Annotated in this window: 20 protein-coding genes, 2 tRNA genes and 3 rRNA genes; 11 read left to right on the forward strand and 14 right to left on the reverse strand. The window is 44.8% G+C overall.

The window, feature by feature from the left end; all coding sequences use genetic code 11:
- Positions 1–259 precede the first annotated feature (259 nt).
- The 9 genes from CDG60_RS00850 (at position 260) to CDG60_RS00890 (ending at position 9,193) form a co-directional block, all read left to right on the forward strand.
- A 16S ribosomal RNA gene (locus CDG60_RS00850) occupies positions 260–1,796 on the forward strand.
- A gap of 59 nt (positions 1,797–1,855) precedes the next feature.
- Positions 1,856–1,932: transfer RNA gene (locus tag CDG60_RS00855), tRNA-Ile, on the forward strand.
- 44 nt (positions 1,933–1,976) lie between these two features.
- A tRNA-Ala gene (locus CDG60_RS00860) sits at positions 1,977–2,052 on the forward strand.
- Positions 2,053–2,435: 383 nt separating this feature from the next.
- A 23S ribosomal RNA gene (locus CDG60_RS00865) occupies positions 2,436–5,329 on the forward strand.
- A gap of 176 nt (positions 5,330–5,505) precedes the next feature.
- Positions 5,506–5,620, forward strand: a 5S ribosomal RNA gene (gene rrf / locus CDG60_RS00870).
- The 16S, 23S and 5S rRNA genes sit together here with 2 tRNA genes alongside, the layout of an rRNA operon.
- Before the next feature lie 407 nt (positions 5,621–6,027).
- Complete coding sequence (locus tag CDG60_RS00875) at positions 6,028–7,377, forward strand: aromatic acid/H+ symport family MFS transporter (protein WP_087512897.1); 1,350 nt, start codon at positions 6,028–6,030, stop codon at positions 7,375–7,377.
- Positions 7,378–7,460: 83 nt separating this feature from the next.
- On the forward strand, positions 7,461–8,066 hold the full coding sequence (locus CDG60_RS00880) for a hypothetical protein (RefSeq protein ID WP_087512898.1): 606 nt from the start codon (positions 7,461–7,463) through the stop codon (positions 8,064–8,066).
- A complete protein-coding gene (locus tag CDG60_RS00885; protein ID WP_087512899.1) occupies positions 8,063–8,374 on the forward strand; it encodes an ankyrin repeat domain-containing protein in 312 nt (103 codons plus the stop codon). The genes CDG60_RS00880 and CDG60_RS00885 overlap by 4 nt, the downstream gene beginning before the upstream one ends.
- Before the next feature lie 267 nt (positions 8,375–8,641).
- A complete protein-coding gene (locus CDG60_RS00890; protein WP_087512900.1) occupies positions 8,642–9,193 on the forward strand; it encodes a DUF4256 domain-containing protein in 552 nt (183 codons plus the stop codon).
- A gap of 231 nt (positions 9,194–9,424) precedes the next feature.
- Here CDG60_RS00890 and CDG60_RS00895 read toward each other — a convergent pair whose 3' ends face one another.
- The 5 genes from CDG60_RS00895 to ribF all read right to left on the reverse strand — a co-directional run bounded on the left by CDG60_RS00895 (position 9,425) and on the right by ribF (position 15,021).
- Positions 9,425–9,967, reverse strand: coding sequence for an NADPH-dependent FMN reductase (locus tag CDG60_RS00895; protein ID WP_087512901.1), 543 nt, complete (start codon positions 9,965–9,967; stop codon positions 9,425–9,427).
- A gap of 136 nt (positions 9,968–10,103) precedes the next feature.
- Positions 10,104–10,589, reverse strand: a complete 486-nt coding sequence (locus CDG60_RS00900) for an FKBP-type peptidyl-prolyl cis-trans isomerase (RefSeq protein ID WP_087512902.1) — start codon at positions 10,587–10,589, stop codon at positions 10,104–10,106.
- The gene (gene lspA, locus CDG60_RS00905) at positions 10,586–11,122 is read right to left on the reverse strand and encodes a signal peptidase II (protein WP_087512903.1); all 537 of its coding nucleotides are present in this window, start codon (positions 11,120–11,122) and stop codon (positions 10,586–10,588) included. The genes CDG60_RS00900 and lspA overlap by 4 nt, the downstream gene beginning before the upstream one ends.
- Complete coding sequence (gene ileS, locus CDG60_RS00910) at positions 11,115–13,958, reverse strand: isoleucine--tRNA ligase (protein WP_087512904.1); 2,844 nt, start codon at positions 13,956–13,958, stop codon at positions 11,115–11,117. The genes lspA and ileS overlap by 8 nt, the downstream gene beginning before the upstream one ends.
- A gap of 61 nt (positions 13,959–14,019) precedes the next feature.
- Positions 14,020–15,021 carry a riboflavin biosynthesis protein RibF gene (gene ribF / locus CDG60_RS00915; protein WP_087512905.1) on the reverse strand — a complete coding sequence of 334 codons (1,002 nt, stop codon included), beginning with the start codon at positions 15,019–15,021 and terminating at the stop codon, positions 14,020–14,022.
- A gap of 204 nt (positions 15,022–15,225) precedes the next feature.
- Between ribF and CDG60_RS00920 the strand changes: the two genes are divergently transcribed.
- On the forward strand, positions 15,226–16,368 hold the full coding sequence (locus CDG60_RS00920; RefSeq protein WP_087512906.1) for a TDT family transporter: 1,143 nt from the start codon (positions 15,226–15,228) through the stop codon (positions 16,366–16,368).
- A gap of 88 nt (positions 16,369–16,456) precedes the next feature.
- Positions 16,457–17,020 (forward strand): 5'-methylthioadenosine/S-adenosylhomocysteine nucleosidase family protein, encoded by a 564-nt coding sequence (locus tag CDG60_RS00925; RefSeq protein WP_087512907.1) that lies wholly within the window; start codon positions 16,457–16,459, stop codon positions 17,018–17,020.
- A 55-nt stretch (positions 17,021–17,075) separates the two neighbouring features.
- Here the strand turns inward: CDG60_RS00925 and CDG60_RS00930 are convergent, their stop codons facing one another.
- The 9 genes from CDG60_RS00930 to CDG60_RS00970 all read right to left on the reverse strand — a co-directional run bounded on the left by CDG60_RS00930 (position 17,076) and on the right by CDG60_RS00970 (position 25,636).
- On the reverse strand, positions 17,076–17,696 hold the full coding sequence (locus tag CDG60_RS00930) for a TetR/AcrR family transcriptional regulator (RefSeq protein ID WP_087513008.1): 621 nt from the start codon (positions 17,694–17,696) through the stop codon (positions 17,076–17,078).
- Positions 17,697–18,061: 365 nt separating this feature from the next.
- The gene (locus CDG60_RS00935; RefSeq protein ID WP_087512908.1) at positions 18,062–18,856 is read right to left on the reverse strand and encodes an ATP-binding cassette domain-containing protein; all 795 of its coding nucleotides are present in this window, start codon (positions 18,854–18,856) and stop codon (positions 18,062–18,064) included.
- A 9-nt stretch (positions 18,857–18,865) separates the two neighbouring features.
- The gene (gene ssuC, locus CDG60_RS00940) at positions 18,866–19,675 is read right to left on the reverse strand and encodes an aliphatic sulfonate ABC transporter permease SsuC (protein ID WP_087512909.1); all 810 of its coding nucleotides are present in this window, start codon (positions 19,673–19,675) and stop codon (positions 18,866–18,868) included.
- Positions 19,672–20,847 (reverse strand): FMNH2-dependent alkanesulfonate monooxygenase, encoded by a 1,176-nt coding sequence (gene ssuD / locus CDG60_RS00945; RefSeq protein ID WP_087512910.1) that lies wholly within the window; start codon positions 20,845–20,847, stop codon positions 19,672–19,674. Before ssuD ends, ssuC begins: the two co-directional genes overlap by 4 nt.
- A 30-nt stretch (positions 20,848–20,877) precedes the next feature.
- A complete protein-coding gene (locus tag CDG60_RS00950; RefSeq protein WP_227542949.1) occupies positions 20,878–21,801 on the reverse strand; it encodes a sulfonate ABC transporter substrate-binding protein in 924 nt (307 codons plus the stop codon).
- 93 nt (positions 21,802–21,894) lie between these two features.
- Entirely contained in the window at positions 21,895–22,869 is a 975-nt protein-coding gene (locus CDG60_RS00955) for a sulfonate ABC transporter substrate-binding protein (protein WP_087512912.1), read from the reverse strand.
- A gap of 327 nt (positions 22,870–23,196) precedes the next feature.
- Positions 23,197–24,549 carry an amino-acid N-acetyltransferase gene (gene argA / locus CDG60_RS00960; RefSeq protein WP_087512913.1) on the reverse strand — a complete coding sequence of 451 codons (1,353 nt, stop codon included), beginning with the start codon at positions 24,547–24,549 and terminating at the stop codon, positions 23,197–23,199.
- Positions 24,550–24,669: 120 nt separating this feature from the next.
- Entirely contained in the window at positions 24,670–25,029 is a 360-nt protein-coding gene (locus tag CDG60_RS00965; protein WP_087512914.1) for an RcnB family protein, read from the reverse strand.
- A 217-nt stretch (positions 25,030–25,246) separates the two neighbouring features.
- Positions 25,247–25,636: an RcnB family protein gene (locus CDG60_RS00970; RefSeq protein ID WP_087512915.1), complete on the reverse strand. Its 390-nt coding sequence runs from the start codon at positions 25,634–25,636 to the stop codon at positions 25,247–25,249.
- Positions 25,637–25,639: the final 3 nt, after the last annotated feature.

The following is a 25,639-nucleotide window of genomic DNA, read 5'->3' on the forward strand; positions in this document are numbered from 1 at the left end:
GAAAGTTTAAAATAATTTACATTACATGTTGACTTTGAAGAGATTCAGAGTAATATAGCCGACCTAGCTTGATGCTGACGAAGCATTGAGAAGATCATTAAGAGAATATGAAGAACAACTTGTGTGGATTTTTACTGATTGATCGATCGAAATTATTTTCATTGATTGAATGGTTTAAATTACTCGAAGTTTATTTGAGAGAATTTGTCAGAAAATTGATGAGCCAAGATTGGCACCCTTTAAGGTGCTAGCAAGTATTAAACTGAAGAGTTTGATCATGGCTCAGATTGAACGCTGGCGGCAGGCTTAACACATGCAAGTCGAGCGGAGAGAGGTAGCTTGCTACTGATCTTAGCGGCGGACGGGTGAGTAATGCTTAGGAATCTGCCTATTAGTGGGGGACAACATTCCGAAAGGAATGCTAATACCGCATACGCCCTACGGGGGAAAGCAGGGGATCATTAGACCTTGCGCTAATAGATGAGCCTAAGTCGGATTAGCTAGTTGGTGGGGTAAAGGCCTACCAAGGCGACGATCTGTAGCGGGTCTGAGAGGATGATCCGCCACACTGGGACTGAGACACGGCCCAGACTCCTACGGGAGGCAGCAGTGGGGAATATTGGACAATGGGGGGAACCCTGATCCAGCCATGCCGCGTGTGTGAAGAAGGCCTTTTGGTTGTAAAGCACTTTAAGCGAGGAGGAGGCTACTCTGGTTAATACCTGGAGATAGTGGACGTTACTCGCAGAATAAGCACCGGCTAACTCTGTGCCAGCAGCCGCGGTAATACAGAGGGTGCGAGCGTTAATCGGATTTACTGGGCGTAAAGCGTACGTAGGCGGCTTTTTAAGTCGGATGTGAAATCCCTGAGCTTAACTTAGGAATTGCATTCGATACTGGGAAGCTAGAGTATGGGAGAGGATGGTAGAATTCCAGGTGTAGCGGTGAAATGCGTAGAGATCTGGAGGAATACCGATGGCGAAGGCAGCCATCTGGCCTAATACTGACGCTGAGGTACGAAAGCATGGGGAGCAAACAGGATTAGATACCCTGGTAGTCCATGCCGTAAACGATGTCTACTAGCCGTTGGGGCCTTTGAGGCTTTAGTGGCGCAGCTAACGCGATAAGTAGACCGCCTGGGGAGTACGGTCGCAAGACTAAAACTCAAATGAATTGACGGGGGCCCGCACAAGCGGTGGAGCATGTGGTTTAATTCGATGCAACGCGAAGAACCTTACCTGGTCTTGACATAGTAAGAACTTTCCAGAGATGGATTGGTGCCTTCGGGAACTTACATACAGGTGCTGCATGGCTGTCGTCAGCTCGTGTCGTGAGATGTTGGGTTAAGTCCCGCAACGAGCGCAACCCTTTTCCTTATTTGCCAGCACTTCGGGTGGGAACTTTAAGGATACTGCCAGTGACAAACTGGAGGAAGGCGGGGACGACGTCAAGTCATCATGGCCCTTACGACCAGGGCTACACACGTGCTACAATGGTCGGTACAAAGGGTTGCTACCTAGCGATAGGATGCTAATCTCAAAAAGCCGATCGTAGTCCGGATTGGAGTCTGCAACTCGACTCCATGAAGTCGGAATCGCTAGTAATCGCGGATCAGAATGCCGCGGTGAATACGTTCCCGGGCCTTGTACACACCGCCCGTCACACCATGGGAGTTTGTTGCACCAGAAGTAGGTAGTCTAACCGTAAGGAGGACGCTTACCACGGTGTGGCCGACGACTGGGGTGAAGTCGTAACAAGGTAGCCGTAGGGGAACCTGCGGCTGGATCACCTCCTTAACGAAAGATTGACGATTGGTAAGAATCCACAACAAGTTGTTCTTCATTGATGTATCTGAGGGTCTGTAGCTCAGTTGGTTAGAGCACACGCTTGATAAGCGTGGGGTCACAAGTTCAAGTCTTGTCAGACCCACCATTCTGACGAATCAGCACAGAAACAGATATATCGGGATCTTAACTGGGGACTTAGCTTAGTTGGTAGAGCGCCTGCTTTGCACGCAGGAGGTCAGGAGTTCGACTCTCCTAGTCTCCACCATCACATTAAGTGAAGTTCTGAATTATAGAATTTAGTGAATATGACGATCATCTGATCTCAGTTTATTAAGTTCTGTGATTTATCACAGTTTGCTACCTGCTGACGAGGCGGTAGTTAATCATTAACAGCATATATTTGAGTTGAAATAAATTGTTCATACTCATGACCGACATTAACACTGACAGTAATTTATTACTGTGATGTGAAAATGAAGGAAATGAGAAACTAGCGATTAAACTGAATCAAGCGTTTTGGTATATGAATCTAATTGAAGCTGTACAGTGATTAATTTCACAGACGCCAACTGTATGAGAGTGATGAGAAATCGTCGCGATCTGTTGCTCATCCTACTTGTAGGGATGAACGACTGTTTGGGGTTGTATAGTCAAGTAATTAAGTGCATGTGGTGGATGCCTTGGCAGTCAGAGGCGATGAAAGACGTAATAGCCTGCGATAAGCTCCGGGGAGGCGGCAAATATCCTTTGATCCGGAGATTTCTGAATGGGGAAACCCACCTGCTATAAGGCAGGTATCGTAACATGAATACATAGTGTTACGAGGCGAACGAGGGGAAGTGAAACATCTCAGTACCCTTAGGAAAAGAAATCAATTGAGATTCCCTCAGTAGCGGCGAGCGAACGGGGAACAGCCCATTAAGTCATATAAGCTTTAGTGGAATGCTCTGGGAAGTGCAACCATAGTAGGTGATAGTCCTGTACGCGAAAGGGCTTATATGATGATGTCGAGTAGGGCGAGGCACGTGAAACCTTGTCTGAATATGGGGGGACCATCCTCCAAGGCTAAATACTCCTGACTGACCGATAGTGAACCAGTACCGTGAGGGAAAGGCGAAAAGAACCCCTGTGAGGGGAGTGAAACAGATCCTGAAACCGCATGCATACAAGCAGTGGGAGCCGACTTGTTCGGTGACTGCGTACCTTTTGTATAATGGGTCAGCGACTTATATTCAGTAGCAAGGTTAACCGTATAGGGGAGCCGTAGGGAAACCGAGTCTTAATAGGGCGTTCAGTTGCTGGGTATAGACCCGAAACCGGGTGATCTATCCATGAGCAGGTTGAAGGTTGGGTAACACTAACTGGAGGACCGAACCCACTGTCGTTGAAAAGCCAGGGGATGACTTGTGGATAGGGGTGAAAGGCTAATCAAACTCGGTGATAGCTGGTTCTCCCCGAAAGCTATTTAGGTAGCGCCTCGGACGAATACCATTGGGGGTAGAGCACTGTTTCGGCTAGGGGGTCATCCCGACTTACCAAACCGATGCAAACTCCGAATACCAATGAGTACTATCCGGGAGACAGACTGCGGGTGCTAACGTCCGTAGTCAAGAGGAAAACAATCCAGACCGCCAGCTAAGGCCCCAAAATTATAGTTAAGTGGGAAACGATGTGGGAAGGCATAGACAGCTAGGAGGTTGGCTTAGAAGCAGCCACCCTTTAAAGAAAGCGTAATAGCTCACTAGTCGAGTCGGCCTGCGCGGAAGATGTAACGGGGCTAAAACTATATGCCGAAGCTGCGGATTTGCAATTTATTGCAAGTGGTAGGGGAGCGTTCTGTAAGCCGATGAAGGTGGATTGAGAAGTCTGCTGGAGGTATCAGAAGTGCGAATGCTGACGTGAGTAACGACAAAACGGGTGAAAAACCCGTTCGCTGAAAGACCAAGGGTTCCAGTCCAACGTTAATCGGGGCTGGGTGAGTCGACCCCTAAGGCGAGGCCGAGAGGCGTAGTCGATGGGAAACTGGTTAATATTCCAGTACTTGTGTGTAATGCGATGAGAGGACGGAGAAGGTTAAGTCAGCCTGGCGTTGGTTGTCCAGGTGGAAGGATGTAGGCATGTATCTTAGGCAAATCCGGGGTACTCTATGCTGAGATCTGATAGCAAGCTGTACTTGTACAGTGAAGTGGCTGATACCATACTTCCAGGAAAAGTCTCTAAGCTTCAGTTACACAGGAATCGTACCCGAAACCGACACAGGTGGTCAGGTCGAGTAGACCAAAGCGCTTGAGAGAACTCTGCTGAAGGAACTAGGCAAAATGGTACCGTAACTTCGGGAGAAGGTACGCTGCCGGCGGTGATTTCCCTTGCGGAATGAGCGGCCAGCAGCCACAGAAACCAGGCCCCTGCAACTGTTTATTAAAAACATAGCACTCTGCAAACACGAAAGTGGACGTATAGGGTGTGATGCCTGCCCGGTGCTGGAAGGTTAATTGATGGGGTTAGCGTAAGCGAAGCTCTTGATCGAAGCCCCAGTAAACGGCGGCCGTAACTATAACGGTCCTAAGGTAGCGAAATTCCTTGTCGGGTAAGTTCCGACCTGCACGAATGGCATAATGATGGGGGCGCTGTCTCCAGCAGAGGCTCAGTGAAATCGAATTCGCCGTGAAGATGCGGTGTACCCGCGGCTAGACGGAAAGACCCCGTGAACCTTTACTGCAGCTTGACATTGAACTTTGATCTTACCTGTGTAGGATAGGTGGGAGGCTTTGAAGTAGTGACGCCAGTTGCTATGGAGCCATCCTTGAAATACCACCCTGGTAATATTGAGGTTCTAACTCTGTCCCGTTATCCGGGACGAGGACCATGTCTGGTGGGTAGTTTGACTGGGGCGGTCTCCTCCTAAAGAGTAACGGAGGAGTACGAAGGTGCGCTCAGCGTGGTCGGAAATCACGCGTAGAGTATAAAGGCAAAAGCGCGCTTAACTGCGAGACCCACAAGTCGAGCAGGTACGAAAGTAGGTCTTAGTGATCCGGTGGTTCTGTATGGAAGGGCCATCGCTCAACGGATAAAAGGTACTCTGGGGATAACAGGCTGATACCGCCCAAGAGTTCATATCGACGGCGGTGTTTGGCACCTCGATGTCGGCTCATCTCATCCTGGGGCTGAAGCAGGTCCCAAGGGTATGGCTGTTCGCCATTTAAAGAGGTACGCGAGCTGGGTTTAGAACGTCGTGAGACAGTTCGGTCCCTATCTACCGTGGGCGCTGGAAATTTGAGAGGATCTGCTCCTAGTACGAGAGGACCAGAGTGGACGAACCTCTGGTGTACCGGTTGTGACGCCAGTCGCATCGCCGGGTAGCTATGTTCGGAAGGGATAACCGCTGAAAGCATCTAAGCGGGAAGCCTACCTCAAGATAAGATTTCCCTAGGACTTTATGTCCTCTAAAGAGCCGTTGAAGACTACGACGTTGATAGGCTGGATGTGGAAGCACGGTGACGTGTGAAGCTGACCAGTACTAATTGCTCGTGAGGCTTGACTATACAACACCCAAACAGTTGTTGTATAAAGCTCAGTTGATTCGATATTCATCAGAATGACTTGATTCAGAATCGCAACAGTATGACAATGTTCCAACTCAGATAGAGCTGTTAATAACTCATTTGGAAAAAGCATTGGCATCTAAATAAGACCAAAGCAAGTATCCATAAACAGTTGTGCTGGCGACAATAGCAAGAGTGAACCACCTGATCCCTTCCCGAACTCAGAAGTGAAACCTCTTTGCGCTGATGGTAGTGTGGGGTTACCCATGTGAGAGTAAGTCATCGCCAGCTCATTATTCCTAAACACCCTCAATCATTTGATTGAGGGTGTTTTTTATTGTCCAGTGAAAGGAAAAGTCAAAGCTGTTTCAGACGGGTCATCTGAAGACCATCAGATTTATTTCTGTAGAGCCCCTGTTTTAATTTAAAAATAAATGTTTAGAAAAATTGCAAATACACATAAAAAAAAGGTGAAATTTTGAATTTTAAAAAGCTGATAAAACTCATCATCTGAGAAAATATAAATGTTAATAAAGTATATAAAATCATGTGATTACTATTATTAACCCCTGTTTTGTTCATCTTATTCTTTCGTCTAATTGCCCATGAAACACGACCTGCGTATATTTCGCCATCGTTGAATTTTGCTTAAAAATTCATGTGAAAATTTGGACAAGTACTCATGGGAGATGAGAACGATGACAACGGAAAATCTGAATATAAATTCTGTCGTTGATAAGGCAAAATTTACCTCGTTTCACTTCAATGTAGTGGCTTGGTGTTTATTGATTATTTTGTTTGATGGCTACGATCTGGCAATTAATGGTGTGGTTTTACCACTGTTAATGCAGGATTGGGGGCTGTCAGCAATGCAGGCAGGTATGCTTGCGAGTACTGCTTTGGCAGGCATGATGTTTGGAGCCATGTTTTTTGGCTCTCTGGCCGACAAAATTGGTCGAAAAAAAGTCATTATGATCTGTATTGTGCTGTTCAGTGGTCTAACTTTTGCGGGTGGCTTTGCATCCAATCCCACAGAGTTTGCTGTTCTGCGCTTTCTTGCAGGTTTAGGAATAGGTGGGGTGATGCCAAACCTGGTGGCATTAACCTCTGAATACGCTCCTCAGAAAATGCGCAGTACACTGGTCACAACCATGTTCAGTGGTTATGCGGTTGGTGGCGTGATGGCAGCTTTACTGGGTTCATGGTTTACGCCGGATTTTGGTTGGCAGATCATGTTCTTTATTGCAGGTATTCCATTATTTCTTTTACCTGTGATTTGGAAGTTTCTTCCTGAATCTCTGGCTTTTATTGTGAAAGAAAATAAACAGGAAAAAGCCCGCAGTATTGTGAGACAGCTTGCACCAGATGCAAAAGTGACAGATGAAACTGTGTTCAGCATACCTCAGGAAAACATTCCAGAAGCGGCGAATGTAGTGAGCCTGTTCCGCAGAGGACGTGCAGGAAATACACTGCTGTTCTGGCTGGCTTTCTTTACCTGTTTGCTGACCATGTATGCTTTGAGCAGCTGGTTGCCAAAACTGATGATGGCAGCAGGTTATTCCATGGATAACAGCTTAATGTTCATGATGGTGATGAATGTTGGTGCTGTGGTCGGAATTGTTGGTGGTGGTATTCTGGCTGACCGTTTCCACCTGAAACCAGTGTTGATGGTTTTAGGTATGATGGGTGCGCTTGTGATGAGTCTGATGGGCTTTCAGTCCAATCAGTTCCTGCTGTATATACTTGTATTTCTGGCTGGTGCAGCATCAATCGGTTCACAGATGCTGTTATATAGCTACGTGGCGCAGTTTTATCCACTAGCAGTACGTTCGACAGGGATTGGCTGGTCTTCGGCAATCGGCCGTATGGGTGCAATTGTAGGACCGATTCTGATTGGTGGTTTACTGGGTATGAATTTACCTGCACACTTCAACTTTATGGCAGTCGGTTTACCTGTACTGATTACTGCGATAGCAGTTGCATTGATTGTTCATGACAATGACAGCGATAAAATTGACATTAAAGAAGCTTCGGCTGCAAAAGCATAAATTTTAAATAAAAAAAGCCCTCAGCATTGTGAGGGCTTTTTTTATACAATGAGAAAAATCTGAATATTTATACTGCGATGAAGATGAAATATAAAATAATTGGTAGTGGGGTGTTCTCTGAAATTATAGAGATTGATGATGGAAAAAAGGTTTTAAAGGCATTTAAAAGAGATAATAAAATGTTTGAGGGAATGGAATATATCCCTTGTAAAGATCGCGAACTGATCTTAAAGGCAGTATGTTTTACTGAAATGAAAGCCTATCAGATTCTTCATGAGGATAAAGAGCTGAGTCGGTACATTCCACATTTTTACGGTACTTATAATCCTGCTTTAATTGATGAAACTGCTTATATTCAGGATGCAGGATTCATAATTGAAAAAATTAAGAAGGAACAATTCGGTACTGATATCAAATTTAACGCGTTATCTCAAACTCAGAAGATTGCTGTACAACCGATACGGTTGGAAATTTCTGAAAAATTGCGTCCGTTGAATGTTGAATTTGAAGATGCATGTTGTTTTTATATCAATCAGGATAATTTCCGAATCATTGATTTTGCATTGTGGAAATATAGTTCTTATCTGGAAGAGCTTGAACGTCATGGTGAGTTGAGCGAAAAATCAAAAAAAGCGTTAGAATTACTCTGTACACAGTTAAAGACTTCAATCAATCAGGTAAATTTATGAAATTCAACTCATTCTCCCCAATTCCTGAAGATGATGAAGAACTTCATCTTCCTGAACTTGTTTACTGGTCAGCGCTTGGTGAACTTGCAGAAGTTGAAAAATCTTTAGCCAGTGGCACAGATGTGAACTCGGCTGATGAGGAAGGCTATAGCGCACTGCATGCTGCTGCAGAAAATGGTTATCTGGACGTGGTGAAGCTGCTTATCAGCAAAGGTGCTGACGTAGGGCATAAAACACAATATACAGCCCTTGAGCTTGCAGAAATGGCAGGTCATAGCGATGTTGTTGATTATCTGAAAAAGCAGTAAATAAAAGAAAGCCCTGTCATCCTGACAGGGCTTTCTTTCATATCGGTTTGCTAAGTATGACTCCTGTCTTACTTCACGTTCCTGATGTACAGACCATTTATAGTTGTTTTATGTCCGGGGAAGTTCCTGTTCCCTATGACTGTAGAATAGCGTTCAGAATGGTTTATGAAAATATGCAAAATACGTCACACTGTGTAAGCCATAGCGTACAGCGATCAGATATGAAAATGCTGTGATACAGTAATAAAAAATGAAGAACAGCTGAAAATGAAAAAACTGTCTGCACAAACTGAACAGCAACTGCTGGATATACTGAAAAACAGATTTGAAAAGAATATGTTCCGTCATCCTGATATCCGTTGGAGTGAACTGAAAGAACAGTTACAGCATCTGCCTGAAAAACTGTGGTCATTAAATGAAATGGAACGCACGGGTGGTGAACCTGATTTAGTCGTGCTCAATTCTGCACAGAACTTAACTTTTTATGACTGTTGTACAGAATCTCCGAAAGGACGTCGAAGCCATTGCTATGATCTGGAGGCTTTAAAAAGCCGTAAAGCAAACCCACCTGAACATCATGTCGTCGGTCGGGCAGTTGAAATGGGCGTGAATCTGCTTACAGAAAATCTTTATCATGATCTGCAGCGTGTATTTCCGTTTGATTTAAAAAGTTCAAGCTGGGTTTGCACGCCTGAAGACATCCGTAGGCAGGGTGGGGCAATTTTTTGTGATCTTCGATACGGTCGGGTATTTACATATCACAATGGAGCAGAATCCTATTATTCATCCAGGGGGTTCAGAGCATATCTGAGTCTCTGAACTGACTTAAAATTAAAAAGAAAGCCCCATCATCCTGACAGGGCTTTCCGGTATTGGTTCGGGTAATAAACATCCTGTTTACTACTGAGCATCCATGTGTTTTTACTTTTATCATTATTTTTATGGGGAAACTTCCTGTTTCCTGTGATTTAAAAATAGACCGATTCCCAGGGGCTGAACAGATGAAAATGGCAGTAAATGATGTACGTATTCGCTTACATCAGTGTCGAGTCAGACATTTGCATACTGAATCAGTTTATTGACCACAGATTTAACTGCTTTTGTGTCAAATTCATTTGGCTCAAAAATTTCTGTTCTGGTTCTGTTGAAAATATCACGAAGTTCTATGACAGCATTGGAATCTATCATGCCCATAAATCCGCAGACCTGCTTCAGCTGATCAATGGAGCGTGAGCCATTGGTTCCACCATAGCTGACAAAGGCGGATGGTTTTCCCTGCCATTCTTTATAAACATAGTCGATGGCATTTTTCAGTACAGGGCTGTAGCCGTGATTATATTCGGGTGTAATAAAAATGAATGCATCTCCAGATGCAATTTTATTGCCCCATTCCTGTTGTTTTGGCTGATCATAAATACCTGTCGCAGGAGAATTTTTCCCTGCAAAAAAAGGCAGATCCCATTCTTTTAAATCTACAGTTTCTACATTGAGGGTACTGAATTCCAGTTTGTTAATTTCTGCAGCTAACCAGTCGGCAACTTTAATAGCAACACGACCTTCACGAATGCTGCCTACAATAATAAAAATATTCATGTTCTGTCCTGATCTGTTGTTATGTTCTTAAATTATGATGAAAAATCCTGATTGAACAGGAGGATTATGTAGTGATTTATAGCAGAATCAGTCATAAAAAAAGCTCCCTCAGGAGCTTTTCTATTAAAGTGATGATTTACATCAATTTCACGCCTTGCTGACCCGCAGGGGTAACTTTGAAAATTTCCACTTCAAAGGTAATGTTTTTACCAGCCAATGGATGGTTGAAATCCACTTCAGTGATGTCTTCACCAACGGTTTTAACCACACCAAACAGGCTTTGTTTTGCTTTGTCTTCAAATTCGATCATGTGACCTTCAACAGGACGCTGTTCAAACTTCACAGTGTCAAATTTCTGCACATTCTCAGGATTCCAGGGACCAAAAGCATCTTCAGGAGGAAGACTAACGGTACGACGGTCGCCTGCACGAAGACCAAATAACGCTTTTTCAAAACCTGGCAATAAACTGCCATCGCCCATGACTAAGCTCACAGGCTCTTCACGGCTACGGGTATTGTCAATTTCAACGCCATTTTCAATCGCAACAGAGAAATGGAGATCTACTTTTGAGCCATCTGCAACGCGGGTTTCTTCATTGGGATTAATAATTTCTTCAGTCATTTTGCGCTTTCCGCATTTTGAATACGTTTCTTTTCTAAAAAGAAGGTATCAATTAACAATAAAATGGTGCCTAAAGTGATCGCACTGTCTGCAATATTGAATGCAGGGAAGTGATTGTTCTGGTAAAACACATGAATAAAATCGACCACATAACCCAGGCTGATACGATCAATCAGATTACCGATCGCACCACCAAGAATCAAAGCAATGGCCATGGGTAAAACCACCGTACTTTTCGGCATACGCATCAGCCAAAAAATAAAGATGATCGACACAATGCCTGCCAGACCCGTAAATAAATAATGTTGCCATCCACCTGCATCGGACAGAAAGCTGAATGCTGCGCCGTAATTGTGCAGCAATGTCCAGTTTAAAAAGGGCAGTACAGGTACAGGATCTGCATAAGTCAGATGCGTACTTGCGATGTTTTTCGTCCACTGATCAATAATGATGGCGAGGACAGAAAGTCCAAGCCACATTAAATTGTGCGGATAAAACTCAAATAAACCCTTTTTATTCTGTGGATTAGGCATATTTTCTCTCTTCGCCTTGACCTGTAGGAAGGTTGATAATACAACGAGCACACAGTCCTGGATGTTCAAGATGTGTATTCACATCTGGAAGCACATGCCAGCAACGCGCACATTTCTCACCTTCAGCCGCAGACACCTGAACACGTAAACCTTCAAGATCAGTCGCTTCACCTTGTGAAGCATCAAAATCTTTCACAATCACAGTGGATGTGATCAGGACAAAACGTAATTCATCACCCAGTTGATCCAGTACCGCTTTCAACTCAGGGTTTGCCCAAAGCTCAACTTTTGCCGACAGGTTTGAACCGATCAGTTTGGCATTACGTGCCGCTTCGATCTGTTTATTCACGGCTGATTTAACCGTGATCAAGGTTTGCCAGTCTGCTTCTGAGATCAGGTTCGCAGTCGATGACACTGGAATGTCATACCATTCCGCAGTAAATACATATTTTTCAGACTGCTCTGGGATCAATGGCCATGCTTCCTGTGCTGTGAAGCTCAGGATTGGTGACATCCAGCGTACAAATGCCTGTACCAGATGATACAGCGCAGTTTGTGCAGAATGACGTGCTTGCGAATCTGCTTTGGTGGTGTACTGACGGTCTTTGATGATGTCTAAGTAGAAACCACCCAAGTCATTGATACAGAAATTGGTCAAAGCATTGGTCACGATATGGAAGTTCATATCTTCATAAGCTTGTTGAATGGTTTTCTGTACATCAGCCGCACGTTGCAGGATGTATTGATCAAGCGCGATCAATTGATCGACTGGCAACGCATCTGTTGATGGTTTGAAGCCATTTAAGTTTGCCAACAAGAAACGCAATGTATTACGAATACGACGATAACCATCAGACGCACGACTGAAGATTTCTTTACCTGCAGTCATTTCATAACGGTAGTCCGCAGAAGCAATCCAGAAACGTAAACCATCTGCACCCATATCTTTGATGATGTCTTGCGGGGTGATGATGTTCCCAATTGATTTCGACATCTTACGACCTTTCTCATCCACCACGAAACCGTGAGTAAGAAGGGCTTTGTATGGCGCACGTTTGTTGATTGCAATTGACGTCAACAATGAAGACTGGAACCAACCACGATGCTGGTCAGAACCTTCAAGATACAAATCAGCAGGATCAGTCAGTTCTTCACGTTCACGAAGCACGGCATAATGTGTTGTACCTGAGTCGAACCATACATCTAAGGTATCGCGCACAGCATTGTACTGCTCTGCGTCTGCACCAATAAATTCAGCAGCATCACGGTTATACCAACCATCAATCCCTTCCTGTTCGATCAGCTTCGCAACTTCTTCGATCAGTTCAGGGGTACGTGGGTGCAATTCATTGGTGTCTTTATGCACGAAGAATGGGATTGGCACACCCCAGGTACGTTGACGTGAGATACACCAGTCTGGACGACCTTCGATCATCGACTGGATACGGTTTTTACCCCAGTCTGGGACAAAACCGATCTCATTTTCAATGGCATTCAAAGCATCCTGACGTAAGCCTTTATTGTCCATGCTGATAAACCATTGTGGTGTCGCACGGAAAATAATTGGGGTTTTATGACGCCAGCAGTGAGGGTAGCTGTGCATGATTGGCACATGCGCCCAAAGCTTGTTGCTTTCGCTCAATGCTGCAATGATTTGTGGATTGGCTTTATAGATGTGCTCGCCTGCAAAAATCGGTGCAGTCGGTAAATACACACCATTACCGCCTACAGGATTATCCACTTTTAAGTTGTACTGTAAGCCAACTTTATAATCGTCCACACCATGACCAGGCGCAGTATGTACCGCACCTGTACCACTTGTTGCAATGACGTGTTCACCCAAAATCACAGGCACTTGACGCTCTGCAAGCAATGGGTGTTGCAGTTTTAAATTCTCAAGTTTGGCACCAACAAAGTCCGCCAATACTTTTGGATTTTCAAGTTTGTAACGTTCACATGCCGACTCAACTAAATCTTTGGCTAAGATTAAGTTTTGTGTACCACGTTCAGTTTGGACTTCAACCAGTTGGTATTCAATTTCAGCATGCAAGGCAACCGCCTGGTTCGCAGGCAGTGTCCAAGGCGTAGTTGTCCAGATCACGATGTCTGTAGGGTTTGATACAGTTACACCGACTTTTTCAGATAGATCAGCAAGATCAATCACACCGAAACCGACATCAATCGCATCGGATTTTTTGTCTTTATAGTCGACTTCTGCTTCTGCAAGCGAAGAACCACAGTCCAGACACCAGTTGACTGGTTTCAGACCTGGTTCGATATGACCCGCTTTAGCAATTTCACCCAGTGAGCGAACGATGTCCGCTTCCTGTTTGAAGTTCATGGTCAGATAAGGCTTGTCCCAGTCACCAAACACACCCATACGCACGAAATCTTTTTTTTGTAATTCGATTTGCGTGTTGGCATATTCACGGCATGCTTTACGGAAAGTAGAGGCATCGACTTTAACGCCCACTTTACCGACTTTTTCTTCGACCTTAAGTTCGATTGGCAGACCGTGGCAATCCCAACCTGGTACATAAGGCGCGTCAAAACCGTCCATGACACGGCTTTTAATGATGATGTCTTTTAAAACTTTATTGACTGCATGACCCAAATGGATCTGACCGTTTGCATACGGAGGGCCGTCATGAAGCACATATTTTTTCTTGCCAATACGCGATGCACGAATCTGCTGATAAATGTTGTCGGCATACCACTCTTCCAACCATTTCGCTTCACGTACTGCGAGATTTGCTTTCATCGCAAATTCAGTACCTGGTAGATTCAGCGTGGCTTTGTAATCCACAGCATTTTCAGGAGTTTGCTTATCGCTCATGCAAGTTGTCTTCCAATATTATCAGCACCATTGCTGACGCGTTTTACAATAAAAATCTGGTTTAAAAAGGAAATTTGGGGGTGTTTTTACGAAACTCAAGCAGTCGCTCGACATCATCATCTATTCCCGCCTGTAGCGCTTCAAGAGATGGGTAATTTAATTCACCATGTAAATAGTCGAGGAAAGTGACCCGCATTAACAGACCGTACAGATTAGCAGAAACATCAGGAAAATGTACTTCTAATCGCCATTCAGGATGTTCCTGTTTGATGGCTGGGCGTGTACCGACATGACCTGCACCATAAAGCGCATTTGCCTGGTAACCCTGAACGCCCGGTTTAGCAGGATTATCTGCTTTGACTTTGTCGGTCAATGGCATGGTTTCACAGACCACATCCACGCCATAAATACCATTGAGACATGGACGATGACGTCCCATGCGTACATTAATGGTCGGGAAATTCAGCGTCCGCCCAATCTGGTCGCCATATTGTACACGACCCGTCATGCTATATGGGCGACCCAGTAATTTTGCAGCAAGGGCTAAATTACCTGCCTGCAGTACCTGGCGGATACGGGTGGAACTGACACGCTCACCGTCGCAATCCACATTATTTAAATTGGTAACATTAAAGCCGTATTGTTTTAAAAATTCGCTGTTGCCCTGGCGGTCTTTACCAAAATGATGATCTTCGCCTAAAACCAGGCTTTTGGTATTGAGTTTAAATTTAAGCAGATCTGCAAAGCTTTGAGCACTTAAACTGCGGAACTGATTATCAAATTTGGCAATCGCAATATAGTCGACACCCAGTTCAGTTAAATATTCTACTTTTTCTCTGAGTGAACTGATGCGAGGTGGTGCTTCATAGCCTTTAAAAAATTCCAGGGGCTGTGGTTCAAAAATCATGACCAGTGTTTTTAGATGCTGCTGCTGAGCAATGTCTTTCAGCTGGGCAATCATCGCCTGATGCCCAAGATGGACACCATCAAAATTGCCGATCGTCACAGCGGTCGGTGGCAATTGCAAATTCGGTGCTAAGGCATTTAGACGTAACAGCTTCATGATTTCAAAATAAGCATAAAATTTGAAAGGATATATTTTGCCATATTCTCACAATTTCGTCCTGTTGTTGTGTTTTTACTCAGAAAATTATGAGATTTACAGTTTTATATAAGAAAAATTGATTCATTTTATGAATATTAATCAATTTTATTTATTATGTGGCATTGGTATGATCAATTTATCTGCTGAATTGAGGAAAAAACCATGCAAAAGCCATTTTATCAGTTACACCATCCCAGAGAAGTGATCCGTCAGTTTACGCCAAACTGGTTTACCGTCACTATGGGGACAGGTGTGGTGGCATTGATTTTACCTGAATTTCTATTTGCACACGAACTGCTGCTGCGTATTGCGACCCTGTTATGGCAAATCAATACCGTATTGTTCAGCGTATTCAGTATTTTATATTTATTGCGATGGTTGATCTATCCTCATGAAGCACGGCAGATTTTTTCCCACTCAAGCATGGCACTGTTTTTAGGCACAATCCCAATGGGACTCGCAACGGTGCTGAACGGCTTTCTGAAGTTTGGATTGCCTCTGTATGGTGATGTCGCGGTTCAGATTGCCCAAGTGCTCTGGTATACCGATGTTGTGCTGGCTGTTGCGATTGGCATCATTGTACCGTTCTGCATGTTCAACCATCAGCAGCATGAGCTACAGACCATGACAGCGATGTGGTTACTGCCGATTGTAGCCTGTGAGGTTGCAGCAACGTCAGGCGGTTTACTGGTGGTACATTTACCTGCGGGGCAGGAAGCGGTTGGGATTTTATTTGCAGGTTATGTGCTGTGGGGGATGTCTGTATTACCGGCATTTGCGGTACTGACCATTCTGATGTTGCGCCTGGCTTTGCATAAACTGCCTGGTAAAGAACTGGCCATCAGTGGCTGGCTGGCACTGGGACCGATTGGAACAGGGGCATTGGCATTGCTGGTTTTAGGTGCACAGGCACCACAGGTTCTGGCATTTATTCAGATGCAGCAGCTGGGTGTGTTCTTCCAGCAGGCAGGCATCGTTGCAAGTTTTATCCTGCTGGGTTTTGGTATCTGGTGGTTTGCGATAGCGGTTCTGACCACACTGAAACATGCTGTGAATGAGTTACCGTTTAACCTGGGCTGGTGGGGGCTGACCTTCCCATTGGGTGTATTTACACTGGCTGTTCTTAATTTAGGTCATCAGCTGAAGCTTGAGTTTATTGTGGATACGGGACTGGGCTTTGCTGCCATTCTGATGCTGCTGTGGGTCATGGTCATGGCGAAAACAGTGAGAGGAATGTATCAGGGGCATCTGTTCTTTTCACCCTGTCTGAAAAGCCTGCTGGAACGTGAGCAGAAAGGACTCTGAACCGAATCAATCAGCCGCACCGATGCAACATTGCACCAGTGCGGTTTTTGTCTTTTAATAACGCACAAATTTAATCGTGTGCGGTGTTATGAAAACTGATTTTGCTCTGATCATGGCTTTGCCCAGTGAATCCAAAGGTCTGTTTGAACAGGCAGGTATAGATGTACATTACAGTGGGATTGGTAAAGTCAATGCAGCGTTTAAAGCCTTTGAAGTGATCCAGAAAACAGGCTGTAAAACATTACTGAATCTGGGTACAGCAGGCAGTACGCATTTTCAGGCACACGAACTGGTGGAAGTGCATACTTTTGTGCAGCGTGATATGGATGTTTCTCCACTGGGCTTTCAGGTGGGTGAGACGCCTATGGATACTGATTTTCCTGCGGAGATTTCGCTGGAATGCAGTTTTGCAGATTTGCCTAAAGGAATCTGTGGTACAGGTGACAGTTTTGAAACCGGCAGACCTAAGGTTGCATGTCAGTTGGTGGATATGGAAGGTTATGCACTGGCAAAAGTCTGTAAAAAACTCGGTGTGCGCTTAATTTCCGTAAAATATATTACTGATGGTGCAGATGATACTGCCCATCTCGACTGGGAAGAGAATCTGTTGCTGGGAGCACAGAAATTATTAAAATTATATCAAAGCCTGTAAGTGACCTGTAATTTCTGGCGACCATAGATTTCTATGGTCGTATGCCTGAGCCAGTTTATTTTTCGTCGCGAGGTAAAATACCGTACAGCATCATATGTACGGTATGCTGAATAATGCGCTGCTGCATACTGCGGTTACGCAGTGTTTTTCCTGTCACCATTTCCATCTGAACAGCGAAGTCAGCATAGTTCTGAGTAATCGCCCAGATATTCAGGATGAGCAGTTCAGGATCAATTTCAGCTGAAATTTTTCCCTGTTCCTGCCACATGGTGATGACTTTCGCTTTGCGTTTCACCAGTTTTTTCAGTGGTCCTTTCAGAATCTCCAGAATATGCGGAGCACCCTGAATCACCTCAAGTGCAAACAGGCGTGAAGCTTTCGGCTGAGTACGCGACACTTCAATTTTCGTCAACAGATAATTGGTGATCGCTTCAGCTGGTTCCAGTTCTGACTCCAGTGTCTGCAGTGGCGCTAACCATTTCTGTAGAACGGTAGTTAAAACTTCAACATACAACGCTTCTTTATTTTCATAATAATAGAAAATATTGGATTTATGCATTTCTGCAATCTGGGCAATCTCATCCAGACTGGCCCCGGTAAATCCATACAGTGAAAATACATCCAGTGCTGCGTTCAGCAGCTGATTCCGTTTTTGAGTACTCTTCTTTTGTTCCATCTGCACACTTAAAGCAATGAAAAGGGGGGAAGCTGAATTGTACGGCAAATCATCAGATTTGTGCATGCTCTAAAATTGCAATTTGATGAATATTGATAATTAATTCTGTAGATTCGCTGTCTGTTTTGCATAAAAAAGAATAATAGGAAAATAATCTTAACTTTCACTCCAGGATGAGTGTTCAGAATTTTATAAGATATTTCAAAAAGTTTATGATATTCATCATAAAATGTGATCAAAATAATAGTGGAATAGTGTTTTTTCAGTCTTTAAATAAATTAAAAAATCATATTAACAAATTATAATATATCCCCCCTGGAATTCTGAATATGGCTGTCGCTGTCAGAGCTTCCAGGGAGACAGATTTATGTCGCAAGAACGGCATGCAGAATCTGCTGTTCCAGTCTGGCAAAATCGGCATTTTTAATACGTGGGCGGGGGAGATCAATGCTGACTTCACTGGCGATATGACCTTTATCGAGCAGAATCACCCGATCAGCCAGCTGAACGGCTTCACTGACATCATGTGTGACTAAAATAGTGGTAAAACCCTGTTCCAGCCATAGTCTTTCAATCAGACTCTGCATTTCAAGTCGTGTCAGTGCATCCAGTGCACCTAAAGGTTCATCCAGCAACAAAATGCGTGGGGTATGTGAAAGTGCGCGGGCAAGGGCTGTACGCTGCCGTTGACCTCCGGAAAGCTGGGAAGGCCACAGTGCCGCTTTCTCTTTCAGCCCTACTTTTTCCAGCAGTTGCTCAGCTTTGGCAAAATCATGTTTTTTCAGTCCCAGCTGGGTGTTGTGCAAAATACTTTTCCAGGGAAGCAGACGGGGGTCCTGGAACATGACCCTGATGTCATCCGAGGTAATTCCTTCACGGAAATTCAGTAAAGATCTGAATTTGATTTCACCATAGCTGGGCTGTTCAAGATCTGCAATTAAACGGAGTAAGGTACTTTTACCACAGCCACTGCGTCCAACAATGGCAACAAACTCACCTGCCTGAATGTGGAGATCCAGATCTTCCAGTACTTTGACCTGACCATAGAATTTATGCAGCTGTTCTATGGAAATTTCTGCGCCTGTTTTTGGTTCAGGTGTAACTTCAGGTTCATTGATAATACGTAGATCTGCATATTGTCCTATGCTTAAGTCGGTCATGATACGCTCCTATTTTTGATAGCCTGCATGCCAGCGCAGTAAATATTTTTCTAAGAATTGCGCCAGAACATCGGCCAGTTTGCCCAGCAGGGCATACAGTAAAATACCGACCAGAACGATATCGGTCTGTAAAAATTCACGTGCATTCATGGTCATATAGCCAATGCCGGACTGTGCCGAAATGGTTTCAGCCACAATCAGCAGTACCCAGACGAGTCCAAGTGCGAAACGCAGTCCCACCAGTATGGAGGGCATAGCACCAGGTAAAATGATTTCTTTATACAGCTGCCATCTGTTCAGACCATAACTTTTACCCATTTCAATCAGTTGTGGATCTACCGAACGGATGCCATGATAAGTATTGATATAAACAGGGAAAAACACGCCTACAGCGACCAGAAACAGCTTTGCGGATTCATCAATACCGAACCAAAGGATCACCAGTGGAATTAACGCCAGTGCAGGGATATTCCGAATCATCTGCAAGGTTGTATCCAGTAAATTGGACGCAATTCTGGATGAACCATTCAGCAGTCCTAAAATCAGTCCAAGTCCACCACCCACCAGTAATCCCAGTAAGGCACGACCGGCACTGACTTTGACATGTTGCCACAGTTCACCACTGATCAGCAGTGTCCAGAACGCTGAAACGACAGCAGTTGGAGCCGGTAAAATCCGGCTTTCCAGCAATCCTGTCCGAGAGGCAATCTGCCAGATCAGGATTAAGCCTATCGGGACAATCCAGGGCAGCAGACGCTGCCCCAGCTGTTTTGTTCCACGTGAAACGAGAGAAGGTTTTTTCTCAGTCAAAGCACTCATGCAGACTCCTTTAACGACTGAGGATCTTTCGCCGCTTCAGGAGCAAAATTATTGGCAACGATTTCACCGAAAGGACCGGTTAAATTGGGCTGCGTCAGTTTTTTCTGTGTTTCAAGCGGAAGCAGAGGGAATACCAGTTCTGCAAAACGGATGGATTCTTCCAGGTGCGGATAACCTGAGAAAATAAAAGTATCAATGCCCAGTTCAGCATATTCCTGAATACGGTCTGCAACGGTTTGAGGATCTCCGACCAGCGCCGTGCCTGCACCGCCACGAACCAGTCCAACACCTGCCCACAGGTTAGGGGAAACCTCCAGTTTTGAACGGTCACCATTGTGCAGTTCAGCCATACGGCGCTGCCCGACAGAATCCATCTGCTTAAACTTTTTCTGTGCCGCGGCAATGGTTGAATCATCAACATACTGGATCAGTTCATGAGCTGCCTGCCATGCCTGTTCCGTTGTCTCACGGACAATCACATGCAGACGGATTCCATAATTTAAAGTCCGTCCTTTGGCAGTCGCTTTGGCACGGACATTTTCAATTTTGTCTTTAACCGCAGCAGGAGGTTCGCCCCAGGTCAAATAGGTATCGACCTGATCCGTTGCAAGCTCAACAGCATCATCAGAAGAACCGCCAAACCAGAGTGGAGGATAAGGTTGCTGAACAGGTGGATAAAGCAGTTTCGCATGATCCACACTCAGACGTTCACCGTGAAAAGAGTACGGTTCACCTGTATGGGAACGGGTTAAAATTTCACGCCAGATGGTGGTGTATTCTGCTGCCGTTTTATAGCGTGTGGCATGATCTTCATAGACGCCATCACCTTTGAGTTCTTCTTCATCGCCGCCTGTGACCAGGTTCAGCAATACACGACCGTTGGATAAACGGTCAAAAGTTGCTGCCATACGTGCAGCCAGTGCAGGTGTGGTCACGCCAGGGCGTAATGCAACCAGGAATTTTAAATTTTTTGTCGCATCAATCAGGCTGGCTGCTGTGATCCACGGATCTTCACAGGAGCGTCCAGTTGGAATCAGCACGCCTTCATAACCTAAGTTGTCTACTGCCACTGCAATCTGCTTCATATAGGCATGATCGACCTGGCGGGCACCTTTATTGGTACCTAAATATCGACTGTCACCATGAGTGGGAATGAACCAGAAAATTTTCATGAATATTGTCCTTAAATTTAAAATGTCAGATTATTTTGCTGTCCAGACAGCTTGTTGAATCCTGATGGTGCCGGGAATAATTTTTAATTCACTGAATCTGTTTGCGAGCTGCTGCTGATCGGCAACCACTTTTGGCGACAGTGGTGCTGCACCTGAAGGGCGTGGGCGACGGTCTATAAAGGTCTGGCTGACATTGCTTTTCAGACCGGTACTTTTGCCAATCAGTTGTGCGGTTTCGACCCGGTTTTTCTGTACCCAGCGGTCAGCTGCATTAATCTGCTGAATGATGCCTTTGACTGCTTTGGGGTGTTTTTTCACAAAATCTGGAGATGCCAGATAAAAAGTATAGTTAGGACTTAAGCCTTTGCCTGATGCCAGAATCCGTGCCTGATCTTCGAGCTGTGCAGAGGCAAAATAAGGATCCCAGATAGCCCAGGCATCGACGGCACCTTTCTGAAATGCTGCACGGGCATCGGCAGGTGACAGCCAGATGGGCTGGATATCTGTCCATTTCAGACCTGCTTTACGGACAGCCTGGACCAGCAGGTAATGGGCACTGGAGCCTTTCTGTACCGCAATACGCTTTCCTTTGAGCTGACTGAGCTGAGTCAGGGTTGAGCCTTCAGGTACAAGTATGGCGGAAGCAAGCGGTTTAGCTGCTTCGTAGGCAATGTAATACAGTGGTTTTTTCGCAGCCTGTGCATAAACAGGAGGAGTGTCACCTGTGACACCAATATCGAGTGAACCAACCGCGAGAGCTTCTAAAATCTGCGGACCTGCAGGAAACTCATTCCATGTGATTTTTGCATTAGGAAATTCTTTTTCATAGAGTTTCTGTTGCTTCACAATGGCAAAGTTAATGGCACTTTTTTGAAAACCGATACGCAATTCCTTGACGCTGGGATCAACCGCCCAGGCAGAGGAAGCTCCCAGCATTGCACAGCAGACTGCCATGGCAGAGATGCCATGAGACACGCTTTTTAACCATGAAGTGATCTGAAACTGTGCAGTAGACTGAGTCATTGAATTTTCCTCTGTATGGCGTGCTTAACGGGACGAACTGTCCGCTAAAACAGCTGCCTGAATATTGATTTTATTGGGGATCAGTTTTTGCTGATAAAAAGCATCAGCAACGTATTGTTGTTCTTTGGCAACCTCGCCAGAAATTGGGCTGACACCGAAACTCATGCGGGCGATGGATGTTTTTAATACATCAGTTGGTAAGCCTGTGGGTTTTTCCAGCAGCTTTACGGCTTCAGGCTGATGCTGAGATACCCATTGGGTGGTTGTATTCAGTTCATTGACCACGGTTTTCAGGACATCAGGATATTGTTCAGCAAACTTGCGGTCAGCCAGATAAAACTGATGGTTTTTGACCAGGTTCTGACCTGTGGCAATGGTCCGGGCATTGAGCTGCTGTTCTGCTGCGGCATAGAACGGGTCCCAGATGACCCAGGCATCCACCGCACCTTTTTCAAAAGCGGCTCTGGCATCCGAAGGAGGCAAATACACCACCTCAATATCGTTCAGTGCCAGACCATTGGACTCAAGGACTTTCAGCAGCAGGTAGTGAACATTGGAACCTTTATTCAGCACCACCCGTTTGCCTTTTAAATCTTTAACCGTTCTGATGGCAGAGTGATGAGGAACAATCAATGCTTCAGCAAGCGGAGCACCAGGCTGATTGGCGATATACACCAGGTCAGGGTTGGCAACCTGTGCAAAAACAGGAGGCGCTTCACCGACTTCACCGAAGGATACGCTGCCGACATTCAGACCTTCGAGCAGTTGGGGACCGGCTGGAAACTCAACCCATTTCACCTGCACACCCTGGTTTTTCAGTGCGGTTTCGAGGACACCACGTGCTTTTACAATAGGAAGCACACCGTATTTCTGAAACCCGATATTCAGGGTGGTCTGTTCTTTTTTCTGTTGAGCACAGCCTGAGATAAACATCATTCCTGCACTGAGAGCAGTCAGAAGCAGTATTCTGGTCTGAAAAAATGCAGGTTGATGTGACATGAGCTGTACTCCTGAAAAAAATTAGAATGTTTGATCAGGCATACGCTAAAGAAATATCTATTTCTAAAAAAATAAATAATCAGGGATTTAAAATCTAAAAAAAATATAAATAAAAATATGCAGAGCTTATGCAGAAAAATGATTTTATAAATACATAAATTATAAATTTACAATGATTCAGCTGATTGTTTTTCAATGGGAATTTAATGATTTTTAAAGTGCGGATATGCTTATAAAAGAAAAAGCTAAGAATCTGTCTGTCAGGCTATCTGTGCTTGTGATAAATATTTCAGAAATAAAGATATAACAAATAATGAAAAAGCCACATCAGAGTGGCTTTTTGCAGACAATTGAATTGCGCTGATAGTTATAAAGCGCCTGTCGGGCATCGGGTAAATCATCGACAGAGACTTTTTCAAAACCCTGTTCCAGAAACCAGTGTGCTGTGCGTGTGGTCAGAATGAAAAGCTGTTGAATACCCCGGCTGCGGGCTTTTTCTTCCAGGTAATGCAGAATCTGGCTGCCACGGTTGGATTTACGATAACCAGGATGAACGGCTACACAGGCAATCTCGGCAGACTTCAGTTCATTCCCTGTAACCGGTAAAGGATACAGTGCGGCACAGGCCAGAATGGTTCCGTCCCGTTCAATGACCGCAAACTGTTCAATTTCACTTTCAAGGCGTTCCCTGGAGCGGTAAACCAGAATCCCTTCTTCCTCGAGCGGGCGCAACAGATTGATCAGACCGCCGACATCCTGAATACCTGCCATACGGACTTCTTCATAATGTGCATCGGTAATCATGGTGCCGTGTCCGTCACGGGTCAGCAGTTCTTCAATCAGTGCACCATCATGTGCATAGGACAGTAGATGCACCCGATGAACACCATTTAATGAGGCTTCTTTGGCGTTGTGCAGATGCAGGGCAATTTCAAAATTGGAATCCTGAAACTTGGCAATGTGCTGATCAAGCTGATGTGGTGTGATTTCCCGCAGTAAATGACCATGTTCATCAAACAGTCCTTGCTGGTTGCCCAGGAAAATCAGTTTATCCGCCTGAATCTGAATTGCTGTTTTGGTCGCAACTTCTTCTGCAAGTAAGTTGAACACCTCACCGGTTGTTGAATATCCGGTGGGTCCAAGCAGCACAATATTATGGTTGTCCAGATGCCGTTGAACCGCAGCAGTATCCACACTGCGAACCTCACCGGTCAGTTGAAAATCCACCCCATCACGAATACCAAAAGGTTTGGCAGTAATAAAATTGCCTGATATTACATCGATACGTGCGCCAAACATCGGTGAATTGGCAAGCCCCATCGACAGCAGGGCTTCAATCTGTAGACGTATGGAGCCGACAGCATTCATCACACAGCCCAGAGCTTCGCGTGTTGTTACACGACGGTTGATATGGATCGGGCTTTTAATCTGTTTTTCTTTGAGGTTTTCATTGATCTGAGGACGTGCGCCGTGAACCAGAATCAGGCGGATACCGAGTGAGTGCAACAGCGCGATATCATGAATAATGTGCTGAAAATTTTCATGCTGTACAGCTTCCCCACCAAACATCAGGACAAAGGTTTTCCCGCGGTGTGCATTGATGTAGGGTGCCGAATGTCGGAACCAGTGCACGTACTGCTGGGTGGTACTTTGGGATGTTTCTGCCGGATAATTGTGCATGACGGATCTGAATCAGAGATATTTTCTTAAGATGATTCTAATTCAAAATGATGTGAGTGGAACAGCGAATATAAAAAAACACCTGAAACGGGTTCAGGTGTCTGAAAGGGAAAGCAATGATCAGCCTACAATACGGATGATCCGGTTGCTGCGTTCATTGACCAGTACATAGTCACCATTGATTTTGTACCATTGCTGATAACGTCCGGGTCGGTTTAAACGGTTTGAATCGCGGTGACTGATTTCATATCGGTTATTGTCAAAAGCACGGGGAAATTTCTGTCCAGCACGCCAGTCACGGCTTGGGTTGACCCGTTTCTGCTGCTGATAACGGTCATTCCATTGATTATTGTTCCAGCGGTGACTGTCCTGTGAATGATAGCGATGCTCATCATAATGGCTGTACTGAGAACCAGCCATCGCTGAAGTTGCAGAAAGAACACCCAGGGAAAGCGCCAGTACTGAAATTAACTTTTTCATTTTTTTCACCACAGTAAAGAACTGTATTTCGATAACTTAAACATAGCGTTCAAGTGGAGATAAAGAATGACGGAACTATAGTGCAATTGTGAACTTCATGAAGAAATAACGGAGAAGTGGTGAAAATAAAGGCTTTAAACATCAGCAATTAACTTTTCGGTATAAAAACAGCGCATAAAAAAACCTGGAAAAATCCAGGTCTTAATGACGCATTTATTTACATGCCCTGAATACGGACAATGCTGTTGGAATCTGAATCCACCAGAATGTAATCATTATTGATTTTATACCATTGCTGGTTCCGCCCTGGTTTTGGGAGATTATGATTTTTGAATTCCACTTTATAGCCATTGCCACGATAGTGCTGAGGCATGACATAACCTGTTTGCCATTTGTGCTGCTGCAGTCGACGGACACCACGTTCTTCACGCATACGGCGTTTACCCTGAATATCGTCATCATCATCTGAATTGCGATAGTCACGGCCTTTACTGAAACCGCGTGGATTGTCATAACTGTCATCATCAAAGTGAGGCGCAGCAGAGGTCAGGCTGCTTGCAGTCAATGCACTTAAAGAAATAGCTAAAGCAGCCAAAATCTTTTTCATGTT

It is taken from the genome of Acinetobacter chinensis, assembly GCF_002165375.2.
Classification (GTDB): Bacteria; Pseudomonadota; Gammaproteobacteria; order Pseudomonadales; family Moraxellaceae; genus Acinetobacter; species Acinetobacter chinensis.